Source organism: Streptomyces sp. NBC_00322, from assembly GCF_036147535.1.
Lineage (GTDB): Bacteria > Actinomycetota > Actinomycetes > Streptomycetales > Streptomycetaceae > Streptomyces.
Genome location: NZ_CP108019.1, coordinates 2,922,299 through 2,938,241 on the forward strand (window position 1 = coordinate 2,922,299; position 15,943 = coordinate 2,938,241).

Sequence of the window (15,943 nt, forward strand, 5' to 3'; positions counted from 1 at the left end):
TAACGCTACACGTACAAGTGATCACCAAGCGCAACGGGCCGATGTCTGCTTAAGGCTGCTTTAAGGCTCAGCTAAGCCACACACAGGGTTGACGCCGGACACATAGGTGTCCAACCGGCCTTGATTCAGAGGAACTTGGCCTTACCCGGGCCCTCCTCCACAAAGCTACGCATCCCGCGCTCGCGGTCCTCTGTCGCGAACAGGCCCGCGAACCAGTTGCGTTCGATGGCGAGCCCCGTCTCGATGTCCGTCTCCAGACCCGCGTCGATGGACTCCTTGGCGGCACGCAGCGCCAGCGCGGGCCCCTGTGCGAGCTTCGCGGCCCAGGCGTGCGCCTGCTCGTACACCTCGCCTGCCGGGACCACCCGGTCCACCAGACCGAGGGCGAGGGCCTCGTCGGCCTTGACCATCCGGCCGGTGAAAATCAGGTCCTTGGCCTTGGAGGGACCGATCAGCCGCGAGAGCCGCTGGGTACCGCCGGCGCCCGGGATCAGGCCGAGCAGGATCTCCGGCTGGCCGAGCTTCGCGTTGTCCGCGGCGATCCTGAAGTCGGCGCAGAGCGCCAGCTCGCAGCCGCCGCCCAGCGCATAGCCTGTGACGGCGGCGACGACGGGCTTGGGGATACGGGTGACGGCCGTGAAGGAGTCCTGCAGGCCCCGGGACCGTACGACCATCGCCGTGTGGTCCATGGCCTGCATCTCCTTGATGTCCGCGCCGGCCGCGAACACCTTCTCGCCGCCGTACAGAATCACGGCTCGTACGTCCTCGCGGCGGGTCGCCTCCTCGGCGAGCTCGCGCAGCCGGTCCTGGATGGCGATGTCCAGTGCGTTCATCGGCGGGCGGTCGAGACGGATGGTGCCGACGCCTTCGGAGACCTCGAGAGAAACAGTCATGCCCAGCAGGTTAGCCCCCGTTAACGGGCAGGTCCTGCCCGGTCGGTCAGGCCGGATCAGGGAGCGGGGTCTGGCATGGTGCATCGCAAGGCGGAGGATGGAGCCCACGCGGAGCGTCGGCGACTGACGACAACGCAGCGAGGCGCCGTGCCAGGGCACGCGAGCCCGGCAAGATCGGCCGGACAGGGCCTAAGGCCCGGTGCGATGAGTCACAGCACCGGGCCCCTGCGCGAAGGGTGTTACTTGATCCACTCCGTCCAGGACAGGTTCCAGCCGTTGAGGCCGTTCTCCGGGGAGATCTGCTTGTCCTTGGAGTTCTGCACGATCACCACGTCGCCGATGATCGAGCTGTCGTAGAACCACGCCGCCGGGGTGCCGCTGTCGCCCGCACCGCGGGCGTCGCGCAGACCCACACAGCCGTGGCTGACGTTCGCCGAACCGAACGTGTCCGACGAGGCCCAGTAGTTGCCGTGGACGAAGGTGCCCGAGTTGGACAGGCGCATCGCGTGCGGCACGTCCTTGATGTCGTACTCACCGCCGAAGCCGACAGTGGCGCCGTTCATCCGCGTCACCTTGTACTTCTCGCTGATCACCATCTGGCCGTTGTACGTCGTGGTCGACGGGGCGCCCGCGGTGATCGGGATGTCCTTGACCAGCTTGCCGTCGCGGACGACCTTCATCCGGTGCGCCTTGGCGTCCACGGTGGAGACCTGGCTGCGGCCGATGGTGAACTTCACCGTCTTGGTCTGCTTGCCGTACACCCCGGGGCGGCCCTCGACGCCGTCCAGGTTGAGCTTCACGGTCACCTTGGTGCCCGCGGCCCAGTACTTCTCCGGGCGGAAGTCGAGACGGTCGTTGCCGAACCAGTGACCCTCGATCGGCACGGACGGCTCGGCCGTCACCTTGATGGCCTTCTCGACGGCCGCCGGGTCCGTGATGCCACGGGTGAAGTTGATCGAGACCGGCATGCCGACGCCGACCGTCGAACCGTCCTCGGGGGTGTACTGCCCGATGAAGGTGTTCTGCGGAACGAGCGTGGTGAAGCTGGTGTCCTTCGCCGACTCGCGGCCGTCCGCGTCCTTGGCGACGGCGTGCACCTTGTACTTGGTGGAGCTGGCCAGATGCTGCTGCGGCTGCCAACTGGCGCCGTCAGCTGAGATCTTGCCCTCGACCGCGGCGCCCTTGTCGTCCTGGACCGTGACCGTGGTCAGCTTGCCCTTCGCGGCGCTGACCTTCAGCGCGCCGCTGGTGGCGACCGAGGAGGCGCCGTCCTTGGGCGCGATGGTCACCACCGCCTGGGAGGCCGCGTTCGCGACCTTCCCGCTGTCCTTCTTGCCCTTGTCGCTGCCCGTGTCGTCCCCGCCCCCACAGGCCGTGACCAGCAGCAGCACGGCGCCAAGCACCAGAGCCGGCAGAGCGGCGCCCCCACGCCGTCGTATCCGTCCGGCCCGTGCCGACGCCCCCGATATCGGCTGCCCGTTCACATTGGTCTCCCCTCGCACGGCCTGGCCCCGCCACGGCCCGCACCCCCGCGCGCCTCACGCACGCACGGCGCTAGATAATCACACCCCTGGTTGTTGAATCTCCCCGTGAATGTCACCGTTCAGTCCCAACTGTCCGGCGAGCTCAACTGAGTAGGGGTACGGGCCAGGTTCTGTCCGGTCGATCAGGCCGGATCAGTGAGCGGGGTCTGGTGCGTGCGATCGCAAGGCGGAGGAAGGAGCCCACGCGGAGCGTCGGCGACTGACGACAACGCAGCGAGCGTGCGTGCCAGGGCGCGCGAGCCCGGCAAGATCGGCCGGACAGGACCTAGCAGGTCAATGAGGGTCAGTGCAGTGCGGAACCCGCCTTCCAGGTCTTCCAGTCCAGGTTCCAGCCGCCGAGACCATTGGCGGGATCGACCCTTTTGTCCTTCGACTTGACGACCTCGACCACATCGCCGATCAGGGTCCGGTCGAAGAACCAGCCCGCGGGTGCGTCCGCGCTGCCGCCCTTCTCGTCGCGCAGGCCGACGCAGCCGTGGGAGACGTTCGCCGAGCCGAAGGTCTCGGGCGCGGCCCAGTAGTTGCCGTGGATGAAGGTGCCCGAGTCGGTCAGCCGCATCGCGTGCGGCACATCCTTGATGTCGTACTCGCCCTTGCCGTCCTTCTTCTTGAAGCCGACCGTCGCACCGTTCATCCTGGTCACGTCGTACATCTCCGTGACCACCATCTTCCCGTTGTACGTGGTCGCCTTGGGCGCCCCGGCGGTGATCGGCAGCATCGCCAGGACTCCGCCGTCGCGCCGTACCTCCATGGTGTGCGCCGCCGCGTCGACCACGGAGACCTGGGAGCGGCCGACGGTGAAGGAGACGGTCTTCTGCTGGATGCCGTACACCCCGGGCGCCGCCTGGACGTCGCGCAGCCGCAGATCGACGGTGACCCTGGTGCCGGGCTTCCAGTACTCGCGGGGGCGGAAGTCGAGGCGTCCCCCGCCGAACCAGTGGCCGGCGATCTCGACCGGCGGCTCGGAGGTGATACGGATGTTGCGCTCGACGGCCGCGCGGTCCTCGATCTCCCGGTTGAAGCCGATGGAGACGATCATGCCGGTGCCGACGGTCGAACGGTTCTCCGGCTTGAAGTAGCCGATGAAACGGCGGCCGGGGACCTGCGTGGTGAAGGTGGTGTGACGGGCCGAGCGGCGGCCGTGGCCGTCCAGCGCGACCACGTCGACGCTGTACTTGGCGGCCAGGTCGAGGCGGGTGCCCGGTTCGGGGTTCCAGCGCAGGCCGTCCTCGGAGACCGAGCCGTGGACTTCGGTGGGCCGGTCGTCCTCGACCTGGGTCACCTTCACCCGCTCCAGTCGGCCGCTGGGCAGCCGCACCTCGACAGGGCCGTCCGGGCCGACCCCCTTGGCACCGTCCTCGGGGGTGACCCGGATGGTCTCCTGCGGCGACCGCGGCTTGTTGCCGATGTCGAGCGCCTCGCCGGTGCAGCCGGTCAGCCCGGCGATCAGTCCTGCCCATGTCAGGACGACGGCCGCGCCGTGCCTCGCCCGCTTCAGTACGTGTCTCACGTACCGCCCAACGACAGCGCCCCTCCAGGGGAAACGTGAGCGCGGGGCCATGTTGGGACAAGAGCAGTGCGGGCAGAACAGGTGGGAGGACCACGCGTGGGGTGACACGGCCGGGACGCCGTGAACAGCCTGGGATCGCGTGGCCCGACGAGCCGCGGGAGGCCGGCAGGTGTCGAGCGCAGCCGAGCAGGAGACAGTGCAGGAGGGGGCGCGGGGCGATCTGCCCGGCCCGCTCCTGGCGGCCGGGGACACGGCCGAAACGGCGGCCGGGGTCAACGGCCGCCATCGGGAGCCGGGCTCTGGCCGGCCGTCGGTGTGGCCGGGTGCGCCGACACCGCTCGGCGCCCGTTTCCGGGTCGGTCCTGACGGGGTCGCGGGCACCAACTTCGCGCTCTGGGCGGGTGGCGCGGAGGCGGTCGAGCTGTGCCTGTTCGACGCGGGCGGCGCGTCGGCCGCGGAGACGCGGCTGCCGCTTACCGAGCTGACCCATGAGATCTGGCACGGCTTCGTGCCCGGGATCCGGCCCGGGCAGCGCTACGGCTTTAGGGTGCACGGACGCTGGGACCCCTGGACGGGCGCCCGCTGGAATCCGGCGAAACTGCTGCTCGATCCGTACGCCCGGGCGGTGGACGGGGCCAAAGGGAATGATTACAGCCAGCTGCCCGCGCAGGTGTACGGGCATGTGCGCGACTGGCCCCAGCAGCATGTCGCGGACACCGTCCGCGACGACCGGGACTCGGCTCCGTACGTGCCCAAGGGCGTCGTCGTCCACGATGACGACGACTGGGCGGACGACCGCAGGCCCAAGACCCCGTGGGCCGACTCGGTCATCTACGAGCTGCATGTGCGCGGCTTCACCAAGCTCCATCCCGGGATCCCCGAGGAGCTGCGCGGCACCTACGCGGGCCTCGCGCACCCGGCGGCGATCGAGCATCTCGTGCGCCTGGGGGTTACCGCGGTCGAACTCCTCCCGGTGCACCAGTACGCACACGAGGACCATCTGCTGAAGCGGGGGCTGCGCAACTACTGGGGCTACAACTCCATCGGCTACTTCGCGCCACATGCCGCCTATTCGGCGAGCGGGACGCGGGGGGAGCAGGTCGGAGAGTTCAAGCGGATGGTGAAGGCCCTGCACACCGCCGGGATCGAGGTCATCCTCGATGTGGTCTACAACCACACGGCGGAGGCGGGTGAGCTGGGTCCGACGCTGTCGCTGCGCGGCATCGACAACCGCGGCTACTACCGCCTGCAGTCGGACGCCCGGACATACACGGACTACACCGGCTGCGGCAACACCCTGCATGTGGTGCAGCCCCATGTGCTGCGGCTGATCACCGATTCGCTGCGCTACTGGGTGACCGAGATGGGCGTCGACGGCTTCCGCTTCGATCTGGCGGCCGCGCTTGCCCGCTCGATGCACGACGTCGACATGCTCTCCCCCTTCCTCGCGGTGATCGCCCAGGACCCGGTGCTGCGGCGGGTGAAGCTGATCGCCGAGCCGTGGGACGTGGGCAACGGCGGGTATCAGGTGGGCAGCTTCCCGCCATTGTGGACGGAGTGGAACGACCGCTACCGCGACGCCGTACGGGACTTCTGGCGCGGCGCGCTGCCCGACGTACGGGACCTGGGATACCGGCTGTCCGGGTCCAGCGATCTGTACGCATGGGGTGGACGGCGGCCCTACGCATCCATCAACTTCGTCACCGCGCACGACGGGTTCACCCTGCGCGACCTCGTCAGTTACGAGCACAAGCACAACGAGGCCAACGGGGAGGGCAACCGCGACGGCACCAACGACAACCGGTCCTGGAACTGCGGCACGGAGGGCGAGAGCGACGATCCACGCATCAACGCGCTGCGGCGGCGCCAGGTGCGCAATCTGCTCACCACCCTGCTGCTGTCGACGGGCGTACCGATGCTGGTGGCGGGCGACGAGATGGGACGTACGCAGCGCGGCAGCAACAACGCCTACTGCCAGGACAACGAGGTCAGCTGGCTCGACTGGTCCCTGCTCGAGGGCCCGGGCCCGCGCGGCCTGCTGGAGCTGACCACCCGGCTGCTCACCCTGCGCGGCACCCACCCGGTGCTGCGCCGCCGCGCCTTCTTCTCGGGCCGCGCCCGAGCGGCGGACGGCCTGCGGGACCTCGCCTGGTTCACCCCGCACGGCACGGAGATGACGGAACGGGACTGGTACGCCCCGGCGTCGACGCTGGCCCTGTATCTGTCCGGCCGCGACATCCCGGGACGTGACGCGCGTGGAGCGGAGGTGACGGACGACAGCTTCCTGACCGTTCTGCACGCGGCGGAGTGCCCGACGAGCTTCCGGCTGCCGGGCCCGCCCTGGGCACAGGCGTACGAGCTGGTGGTGGACACCTCGCTCGATGACCAGGAGTCGGCGCCCGGGACGGTGTTCGCGGGCGGGGAGACGGTGACGGTGCCGGAGCGCTCGGTGCTGCTGCTGAGGGTCAGGAACTGACGATCCGGCTCCGCTTCGCCGGGCGCAAAACCAGATGAGCGATGTCAGTGGCGAACCGTAGGCTCGCACCTGATGCCCGAACAACATTCAACCGCCAAGGACCGGTCGGCCGTACGTTCACTGCTGCGGCTGTGGCCGTACGTACGCCCCATCCGAACTCGCCTGTTCAGTGCGGCATTTGTCGCCATCGTGGCCTCCTGTCTGGGCCTGGTCATTCCACTCGTACTGAAGTGGCTCGTCGACGGCCCGGTGGCCGGGCGGGACCCCGGCGGGGTCTGGCTCGGGGCGCTGGCCCTGCTGCTGCTGGGACTCGCCGAGGCGGGGCTCTTCGGCTTCCGGCGCTGGCTGGTGGCCCGGCCGCTCGCCGGCGTCGAGGCGTCGATGCGGGCCGACCTCTACCGGCATCTCCAGCGGCTGCCGGTGGCCTTCCACGACCGCTGGGCCTCGGGCCAGCTGCTCTCACGCGGCACGACGGACCTGATGCTGCTGCGGATGTTCCTGGCGTTCCCGCTGACCTTTCTGCTGGTCAACGCGACCACGATCCTGGTCGGCTTCATCATTCTGCTGGGGCAGCAGTGGAGCCTGGGGCTGGTGCTGCTCGCGCCGATCGTGCCGCTGGTGATTCTCTGCTCCCTCTTCGAGACGCGGTACGCGATCGTCGCGCGCCAAGCACAGGACCAGGTCGGCGATCTGACCACGGTCGTCGAGGAGAGCGTCCTCGGCATCCGCATCATCAAGGGCTTCGGCCGTCACCGCAGCCAGGCGCTGGCCTTCCGGGAGCTCGCACGGCGACTGCGCGGCACCGAGCTCGGCAAGGCGAGGCTGCTGGCCGGGATCTGGGCGCTGATCACGACCATCCCCGAGGTGGTCATCGGCGCCGCGCTGGTGCTGGGCACCGTCCAGGTCGCGGACGGCGGTCTGTCGGCGGGCACGCTGGTGGCGTTCCTGTCGACGGCGCTCGCGCTGCGCTGGCCGGTGGAGTCGATCGGCTTTCTGCTGGCGATGAGCCAGGAGGCGGCGACCGCGACGGAACGGTACTTCGAGGTGATGGACGCGCAGGAGGAGTCGGACACGGCAGTCGGGCGCACGGCGGTGGCCGAGGACGCGGCGGGGCTGCGGTTCGAGGCCGTCGAATTCCGCTACCCGGACGCGCCCGCGGACGCCCCGCCCGTGCTCGCCCGCATCGATCTGCGCGTACGTCCCGGCGAGACGATGGCCCTGGTCGGCGGGACCGGAAGCGGTAAGACCACACTGACCGCGCTCGTACCGCGGCTGCACGAAGTGACCACCGGGCGGATCACGCTCGACGGGGAGGACATCGCGGCGATGCCGCGGGAGCGGCTGCGCGAACTGGTGTCGGTGGCCTTCGAGGAGCCGACGCTCTTCTCTGCGAGCGTCGGGGAGAACGTGCTGATGGGAGCGGAGGGCGCGGACGAAGGCGAGTTGGGGCGCGCGCTGGAGGTGGCGCAGGCCGGTTTCGTCGGTTCGCTGCCGCACGGCGTCGACACCCAGGTCGGCGAGCAGGGCCTCAGCCTCTCGGGCGGCCAGCGGCAACGGCTCGCCCTGGCCCGGGCGGTGGTCGGCCGGCCGCGTTTCCTGGTGCTCGACGATCCGCTGTCGGCGCTCGATGTGCATACGGAGGCACTGGTGGAGGCGGCCTTGCGGCGGGTGCTGGAGGACACGACGGCCCTGGTGGTGGCGCACCGCCCGTCGACGGTGATGCTGGCGGACCGGGTGGCGCTGCTGTCGGAGGGCAGGATCGCCGCGGTCGGTACGCATCAGGAACTTCTGCGGACGAACGCGGAGTACGCGTGGCTGATGTCGGGAGCGGACGGCGGCGCCGGCCGTGCTCACGCCGAGGAGGGGGTTCGATGACGTCGTCGACGACCACGACGCCGTATGCCGACGATGGGGAGGAGACGGCCGGTACCGGCTGCGCGCCTGTCACTCAGGAGCCTGCGAACGCGTCCGGCCCGACCGGCGCGTCCCGCGGGGATGATCCCTTCGACCGGGACGCCTTGCCCGCACCCGAAGGGGCCACCCGTGCACTGCTCGGCTCGCTCCTCGCGCCCCGCCGCGGCCGCGTCGTCCTCGCCGCGCTGCTCCTGCTGCTCCAGCAGGCCGCCGTCCAGGCTGGGCCACTGCTCGTCGCGTACGCCATCGACCGAGGCGTGCCTGCCTTCCGCCGGGACGACCACGGGCCGCTGATCGCCGTCGCCGTCGGGTACGCCGTGTGCGCGCTCGGCGCCGGACTGCTGCAGTACTCCTTCATCCGCGCCTCCGCGCGCGTCAACCAGGACGTGCTGCTCGACCTGCGCGGCCGGATCTTCCGCCATGCGCAGGCCCTCAGCGTCGACTTCCACGAGCGCTACACCTCGGGCCGGCTGATCTCGCGGTCGACCACCGACGTGGAGTCCCTGCGTGAGCTGCTCAGCGAGGGCCTCCAAGAGCTGATCATGGTCGTCCTGGCCTTCGTCTACATCTCGGCGATGCTGCTCTGGCTGGACCTCGGCCTCGGAGGGCTCGCGGTGCTCTCCTTCGTACCGCTGTATCTGCTCGTACGGCTCTACCAGCGGCGCGCCAAGGCGGTCTACAGCACGCGCTCCACGGCGATCGCCGCGGTCATCGTGAAGTTCGCGGAGACGATGAACGGCATCCGGCCGGTCCGGGCGTTCCGGCGCGAGCGGGCCAACGACGGGGAGTTCCAGGTCCTCAACCACCGTCACGAGCGCAGCAACGGCGACGCGCTGCTCGAGATGGCGCGCTATGTCATCGGATCCCGGCTCGTGGCCAACACGGCGGTGGCCGGAATCGTGCTGTGGGGTGCCTACCGGGTCGCGGCGGGGACACTGGCGCTGGGTGTGCTGGCCGCGGCCGTGCTCTATCTACGGCGGCTGTACGACCCGATCGACCGGCTCGGGATGTTCCTCAACTCCTACCAGTCCGCGGCGGCTTCGCTGGAGAAGATCGCCGGACTGCTGGCCCAGGTCCCGTCCGTGCCCGAGGCCCGCGAGCCCAAGGTGCTGCCCGCGCTGGCCTCCGACCACCCCGGGCGCGAGGTCGTCTTCGAAGGCGTCCGCTTCGCCTACCGCACCCGTGGCGAGGTGCTGCCCCGCTTCGATCTGACCATCCCGGCAGGCCAGACGGTCGCGGTCGTCGGCTCCACCGGCGCGGGCAAATCCACCCTCGCGAAGCTGCTCGCCCGCTTCTACGACCCGACCGAGGGGCGGGTCCTCATGGACGGCGTCGAACTGCGGGATCTGGCCACGCCCGAACTGCGGCGCGGGGTGGTGATGGTGACCCAGGAAGCCTTCCTGTTCTCCGGGACTGTCGCGGAGAACATCGCGATCGGACGGCCGGACGCGAGCCGCGAGGAGATCGAGCGGGCGGCGAAGGCGATCGGCGCGCACGACTTCATCGCGGGACTGCCGGACGGGTACGACACGGACGTACGCAAACGGGGCGGCCGCATCTCGGCGGGCCAGCGCCAGTTGGTGGCCTTCGCGCGGGCCCTGCTCGCCGACCCGGCGGTCCTGATCCTCGACGAGGCGACGAGCTCGCTCGACATCCCGGGCGAACGGGCGGTCCAGCGCGCGATGGACACGGTGCTGCACGGGCGCACGGCGGTGGTGATCGCGCACCGGCTGTCGACGGTGGAGATCGCGGACAGGGTGCTGGTGATGGAACACGGGCGGGTGGTGGAGGACGGGACGCCTGGCGAACTGATTGCGGGGGAAGGGAGGTTCGCGGGGCTGCACAGGGCGTGGCGGGACAGCGTGGTGAGCTGACGGGCGGCATGGGGTACGGGGGGCCCCACGCGGCGGAGCCGCACATCGATACAGCCCCGACCCGCCCCTTCCCGCTGTGACATTGTGCGGCTCCGCCGCGTGGGGGCGCCGCCCCAGACCCCCGACGGGGCTTCGCCCCGGACCCCGTATGCGACCTTCGGCCGCATGTCCTCAAACGCCGGACGGGCTGGATTTCCGCCGGCGTTTGCGGCGCGGGGCCTGGGGCGGAGCCCCGGTTCGCGGCGCGAAGCGGGCCAGGGGCCGGTTCCGGCCGACTGGCGGGAGGCGCTCGAACACGCCGCGCGCCGGCTGCGGGCCGTCTACAGCCGTCATCCGTGGGTTGCGCAGGCAATGGCTTCGTTCACCCGGCCGATCGTTTCGGCGAACGTGATGAGGTACACCGAGTGGGTGCTGCGCGCCCTGGGGGACACCGGACTGACGCCGTATCAGATGATCCATACGCACCTGGTGCGTTTCGCGTATGTCCAGGGGGTCGCCATGGCCGCGGAGCTGGAGACCCAGGCCCAGCAGGACACGGGCATGTCGGACGAGGAGTGGATGGCCCGGAACGAGCCACAGTTCGACGTCATCACGGCGACCGGGAACTATCCCCTGCTCAACACTCTGTTCACACAGGCCCCGTTCGATCTGGACCTTGAAACGCTCTTCGAATTCGGGCTCGCGCGAACGCTCGACGGCTTCGCGATGATGATCGCCGAAACGTCCGCTTAACGAACACGACCATTCAGGCACCGGACGATTTCCGGCCAACCTTTTGACGCGCTCCTGACAGGGGGCGTTCAGTGCTGGCACTCTTCCCCCGATCCACGCTCTACATGCTCCGCATGCTCTGCCCGGCCGACCCACCCAGTCGCCCGGTACCCCCCTCGCAGAAGGAGTTCGCGTGAGACCCACGCCTCGCCGGCGCACCACCGCGACCGGAGCTCTCATAGCCACCGCCGCTCTCCTGGCGGTCGGATTCCAGACCGGCACCTCTTCGGCCGACTCGGCGTCAACCGCCGTGCCGGCGGCGGCGAAAGCGGGGAAAGCCGACCCCGGCGCCCTGCCGCTGAACCTCTCCCCCGCGCAGCGCGCGGAGCTGATACGCAAGCAGAGCGCCACCACGGCGGCCACCGCCAGGGAACTGGGCCTGACCGCACAGGAGAAGCTGGTCGTCCGGGACGTCACCCAGGACCGCGACGGCACCACGCACACCCGCTACGAGCGCACGTACTCCGGACTCCCGGTCCTCGGCGGTGACCTGGTGGTCGCCGAGACCAAGGCGGGCGCCACCGAGTCGGTCAGCAAGGCGTCGGCAGCGACCCTGAAGAACGTGGACACCAGCGCCGATGTCGCCCCGGCCGTCGCCGAGAAGCAGGCGCTGGGCGCGGCAAAGGCGGAGGGCTCGGCGAAGACCAAGGCCGACCGTGCGCCGCGCAAGGTGGTCTGGATGGCGAAGGGCGCGCCGACTCTCGCGTACGAGACCGTCGTCGGCGGCATCCAGCACGACGGCACGCCGAACGAGCTGCACGTCGTCACCGACGCCACCACCGGCGCGAAGCTCTTCGAGTGGCAGGCCATCGAGAACGGCACCGGCAACACGCAGTACAGCGGCCAGGTGACCCTCGGCTCCACGCAGTCGGGCTCGACGTACAACCTGACCGACGGCGGCCGCGGCGGCCACAAGACGTACAACCTGAACCACGGCTCCAGCGGCACCGGAACGCTGTACTCGGGTCCGGACGACACCTGGGGCAACGGCCAGGCCTCCGACCCGGAGACCGCCGGCGCGGACGCCGCCTACGGCGCCGGACTGACCTGGGACTACTACAAGAACGTGCACGGCCGCTCCGGCATCCGCGGTGACGGCGTCGGCGCGTACTCCCGCGTCCACTACGGCAACAACTACGTCAACGCGTTCTGGCAGGACACCTGCTTCTGCATGACGTACGGCGACGGCTCGGGCAACGCCAAGCCGCTCACCTCGATCGACGTCGCCGCGCACGAGATGACGCACGGCGTCACGGCCGCCACCGCGAAGCTCGTCTACAGCGGCGAGTCCGGCGGTCTCAACGAGGCGACCTCCGACATCTTCGCCGCCGCGGTCGAGTTCTACGCCAACAACGCCCAGGACAAGGGCGACTACCTGGTCGGCGAGAAGATCGACATCAACGGCGACGGCACCCCGCTGCGCTACATGGACAAGCCGAGCAAGGACGGCGCGTCCAAGGACGCCTGGTACTCGGGTATCGGCGGCGTCGACGTCCACTACTCCTCGGGCCCGGCGAACCACTGGTACTACCTGCTCTCCGAAGGCAGCGGTGCCAAGGTCATCAACGGGGTCAACTACGACTCCCCGACCTCCGACGGTCTGCCCGTGACCGGCATCGGCCGGGACAAGGCCTCGCTGATCTGGTTCAAGGCGCTCACCACGAAGTTCAACTCCACGACCAACTACGCGGCTGCCCGCACCGGCACCATCGCGGTCGCGACGGAGCTGTACGGAGCCACCAGCGCCGAGGTCAAGTCCGTGACCGACGCGTGGGCCGGCATCAACGTCGGCGCCCGCCCCGGCGGCGGCGACCCCGACCCGGGCACGGTCTTCGAGAACACCGCTGACGTCTCCATCCCGGACAACGGCGCCGCGGTCACGTCCTCGGTCACCGTCACCGGCCGCACCGGCAACGCGCCCAGCACCCTCAAGGTCGGCGTGGACATCATCCACACCTGGCGCGGCGACCTCGTCGTCGACCTGGTCGCCCGGGACGGAACGGTCTACAACCTCAAGCCCTTCAGCGGCTCCGACTCCGCCGACAACGTCCAGGCCACCTACACCGTCAACGCCTCGTCCGAGGTGGCCAACGGCACCTGGAAGCTCCGCGTCCAGGACAAGGCCGCCTGGGACACCGGCTACATCAACAGCTTCAAGCTCACCTTCTGAGTCTTGACGCGACGTGACACAAGGGAGCTGCCCGGGGGCCGAGCCCCCGGGCAGCTTTCGCGTTCGGCACGGTGCCGGGCACCGTGCCGCCCCAGAAGCCGCCTCAGCGCAACAGCACGCCCGCGCCCTCCCCCGTCGCCTCCGTGGGCAGCGCCACCAGCCCCAGGTCGGCGCTGGCCGCGAGCAGCGGATGGGCCGGCAGGATGCGCACCGTATAGCCGAACGGGCCCGTACGGTCCAGCGAGAGCGGGCCCTCGTAGACCCAGCGGCCCTCCAGGTCGGGGCCGCCCGCCGGCTTGAGCGGGAAGGTCTGGGCGTCGGCGATCGCGTCGTCGGAGTCGACGCGGCCGGACACCGCCTGCACCTCCACGTCGTCCGGCTGGAGTTCGCCGAGTGTGACCCGCACCCGCAGCGCCAGCGTGGAGCCCAGCTCCGCCGTTCCCCCGGCCGCCGACTGCTCCAGTGCCTCCACATGGTCGACGGCCACGTGCGGCCAGCTCACCCGCACCCGGCCCTTCCAGGACGCCAACTCCCGTGCCGTGTCCGCGTTCAGGGACCGGTGGGCCCGGGCGGCCGGGGCGTACAGACGCTCCACGTACTCCCGGACCATGCGGCCCGCGAGCACCTTCGGGCCGAGCGTGGTCAGCGTGCGCCGGACCATCTCGATCCAGCGCTGCGGCAGCCCGCCCGCGCCCCGGTCGTAGAAGCGGGGCGCCACCCGGTTCTCGATCAGCTCGTACAGCGCGCCCGCCTCCAGCTCGTCACGCCGGTCGTCGTCCGTCGCCGAGCCGTCTGCCGTCGGGATCGCCCAGCCGAAGTCCGGCTCGAACCACTCGTCCCACCAGCCGTCGAGGACGGACAGATTGAGACAGCCGTTGAGCGCGGCCTTCATTCCGCTCGTGCCGCACGCCTCCAGCGGCCGCAGCGGATTGTTAAGCCAGACGTCGCAGCCCGGGTAGAGCTTCTGCGCCATCGCCATCCCGTAGTCGGGCAGGAAGACGATCCGGTGGCGCACCCGCGGATCGTCGGCGAACCGCACAAGCTCCTGCACCAGCCGCTTGCCGCCGTCGTCCGCCGGATGCGCCTTGCCCGCGACGACGATCTGCACCGGCCTGGTCGGATGCAGCAGCAGCTCCATCAGCCGGTCGCGGTCGCGCAGCATGAGCGTGAGCCGTTTGTACGAGGGGACCCGGCGGGCGAAGCCGATGGTGAGGACGTCGGGGTCGAGCACCCCGTCGATCCAGCCCAGTTCGGCCGCTCCGGCGCCCCGCTGGCGCCAGGAGGCCCGCAGCCTCTCCCGTACCTCCAGGACCAGCTGTTCGCGCAGCTCACGGCGCAGCTCCCAGATGTCGGCGTCCGGGATGTCCGCGACGGCGTCCCAGCGCTGGGAGCCGCCGACGGACAGGGCGTCCTCCGCGCGGCTGGTGCCGATCTGGCGCACGCCGAGCCGGAACACCTCGGGCGCCACCCAGGTCGGCGCGTGCACGCCGTTGGTGACGGAGGTGATGGGCACCTCTTCGGCGTCGAAGCCGGGCCACAGCCCGGCGAACATGCCGCGGCTGACGGCCCCGTGCAGTGTGGAGACGCCGTTGGCGCGCTGGGCGAGCCGCAGGCCCATCACCGCCATGTTGAAGAGGTTGGGCTCGCCGCCCGGATAGGTCTCCATGCCAAGCTGGAGCACCTTCTCGACCGGGACTCCGGGCAGCTCTCCGCGCTCCCCGAAGTGGCGGGCGACGAGCTCGCGGTCGAAGCGGTCGATTCCGGCGGGCACGGGTGTGTGGGTGGTGAACACGGTCCCGGCGCGCACGGCTTCGAGCGCGGCGTCGAAGTCGAGGTTTTGGCCGCCGCGCTCCTGGGGCTCGCCCAGTTCGCGGATGCGCTCCAGACCGAGGAAGCCGGCGTGCCCCTCGTTGGTGTGGAACACCTCGGGCGCGGGATGGCCGGTGAGGCGGCAGTACACCCGCACCGCCCGTACGCCTCCGATGCCCAGCAGCATCTCCTGAAGCAGCCGGTGCTCGCTGCCGCCGCCGTAGAGCCGGTCGGTGACATCGCGCTCGCCGTGGCCGTTCTCCTCGACGTCCGAGTCGAGCATCAGCAGCGGTACTCGGCCGACCCGCGCCATCCAGATGTGCGCGCGCAGCGAGCGCCCGCCGGGCAGCGCGAGGGACACCAGGCAGGGTGTCCCGTCGGGCTCCCGCAGCAGGCTGACGGGCAGTTCGTTGGGATCGAGCAGCGGATAGTGCTCCTGCTGCCAGCCGTCGCGGGAGAGGGACTGGCGGAAGTAGCCGTGGCGGTAGAGCAGCCCGACGCCGATCAGCGGCACGCCGAGGTCGCTCGCGGCCTTGAGATGGTCTCCGGCCAGGATTCCCAGGCCGCCGGAGTACTGGGGCAGTGCGGCGGTGACACCGAACTCGGGCGAGAAGTAGGCGACCGCTGCGGGGAATTCGGCGCCCTCGGGGTCATGGTCCCCCAGGGCGCCACTGTGTGCCTGGTACCACCTGCGACCGTGCAGGTAGTCGTCCAGGTCGTCGGCGACGGCGGCGAGTCTGCGCAGAAAGCGCCGGTCCCCGGCCAGCTCCGCCAGCCGGGTGGCGGACACCGATCCGAGCAGTCGTACGGGATCGCCACCCGCCGCCTGCCAGCCGTCGGGGTCGACGGCCTGGAAGAGGTCACGGGTCTCGGTGTGCCAGGACCAGCGCAGATTGCGCGCCAGTTCACTGAGCGGAAGAAGTGGTTCGGGGAGGACGGGGCGGACGGTGAATCGACGAATGGCCTTCACGGGTTCCACCTT

The 15,943-nt window shown here is 70.2% G+C and carries 9 protein-coding genes; 5 read left to right on the forward strand and 4 right to left on the reverse strand.

Annotation, left to right across the window (positions count from 1 at the left end; all coding sequences use genetic code 11):
• Positions 1 to 125: 125 nt before the first annotated feature.
• From OG905_RS13070 to OG905_RS13080, 3 genes are all read right to left on the reverse strand, one after another.
• Positions 126 to 893 carry an enoyl-CoA hydratase/isomerase family protein gene (locus OG905_RS13070; RefSeq protein ID WP_328668139.1) on the reverse strand — a complete coding sequence of 256 codons (768 nt, stop codon included), beginning with the start codon at positions 891 to 893 and terminating at the stop codon, positions 126 to 128.
• A 239-nt stretch (positions 894 to 1,132) separates the two neighbouring features.
• Positions 1,133 to 2,377 (reverse strand): L,D-transpeptidase, encoded by a 1,245-nt coding sequence (locus tag OG905_RS13075; protein WP_328668140.1) that lies wholly within the window; start codon positions 2,375 to 2,377, stop codon positions 1,133 to 1,135.
• 343 nt (positions 2,378 to 2,720) lie between these two features.
• On the reverse strand, positions 2,721 to 3,947 hold the full coding sequence (locus OG905_RS13080) for a L,D-transpeptidase (RefSeq protein ID WP_328668141.1): 1,227 nt from the start codon (positions 3,945 to 3,947) through the stop codon (positions 2,721 to 2,723).
• Between the two features lie 169 nt (positions 3,948 to 4,116).
• On the opposite strand from OG905_RS13080, the gene glgX reads away from it, so the two are divergent.
• The 5 genes from glgX (at position 4,117) to OG905_RS13105 (ending at position 13,152) form a co-directional block, all read left to right on the forward strand.
• Positions 4,117 to 6,423, forward strand: coding sequence for a glycogen debranching protein GlgX (gene glgX / locus OG905_RS13085; protein ID WP_443043932.1), 2,307 nt, complete (start codon positions 4,117 to 4,119; stop codon positions 6,421 to 6,423).
• Between the two features lie 72 nt (positions 6,424 to 6,495).
• A complete protein-coding gene (locus OG905_RS13090) occupies positions 6,496 to 8,298 on the forward strand; it encodes an ABC transporter ATP-binding protein (protein ID WP_328668142.1) in 1,803 nt (600 codons plus the stop codon).
• Complete coding sequence (locus OG905_RS13095) at positions 8,295 to 10,211, forward strand: ABC transporter ATP-binding protein (protein WP_328668143.1); 1,917 nt, start codon at positions 8,295 to 8,297, stop codon at positions 10,209 to 10,211. The genes OG905_RS13090 and OG905_RS13095 overlap by 4 nt, the downstream gene beginning before the upstream one ends.
• 165 nt (positions 10,212 to 10,376) lie before the next feature.
• Positions 10,377 to 10,943 (forward strand): TetR/AcrR family transcriptional regulator C-terminal domain-containing protein, encoded by a 567-nt coding sequence (locus tag OG905_RS13100; protein WP_328668144.1) that lies wholly within the window; start codon positions 10,377 to 10,379, stop codon positions 10,941 to 10,943.
• Between the two features lie 172 nt (positions 10,944 to 11,115).
• Positions 11,116 to 13,152: a M4 family metallopeptidase gene (locus tag OG905_RS13105; RefSeq protein WP_328668145.1), complete on the forward strand. Its 2,037-nt coding sequence runs from the start codon at positions 11,116 to 11,118 to the stop codon at positions 13,150 to 13,152.
• Between the two features lie 103 nt (positions 13,153 to 13,255).
• Here the strand turns inward: OG905_RS13105 and glgP are convergent, their stop codons facing one another.
• The gene (glgP, locus tag OG905_RS13110; protein WP_328668146.1) at positions 13,256 to 15,931 is read right to left on the reverse strand and encodes an alpha-glucan family phosphorylase; all 2,676 of its coding nucleotides are present in this window, start codon (positions 15,929 to 15,931) and stop codon (positions 13,256 to 13,258) included.
• Positions 15,932 to 15,943 lie beyond the last annotated feature (12 nt).

Excerpts from the sequence above, each read along its gene's own strand:
- OG905_RS13070 (WP_328668139.1), bottom strand. The coding sequence starts at position 893 with ATGACTGTTTCTCTCGAGGTCTCCGAAGGCGTCGGCACCATCCGTCTC.
- OG905_RS13090 (WP_328668142.1), top strand. The coding sequence starts at position 6,496 with ATGCCCGAACAACATTCAACCGCCAAGGACCGGTCGGCCGTACGTTCA.
- OG905_RS13095 (WP_328668143.1), top strand. The coding sequence starts at position 8,295 with ATGACGTCGTCGACGACCACGACGCCGTATGCCGACGATGGGGAGGAG.
- OG905_RS13100 (WP_328668144.1), top strand. The coding sequence starts at position 10,377 with ATGTCCTCAAACGCCGGACGGGCTGGATTTCCGCCGGCGTTTGCGGCG.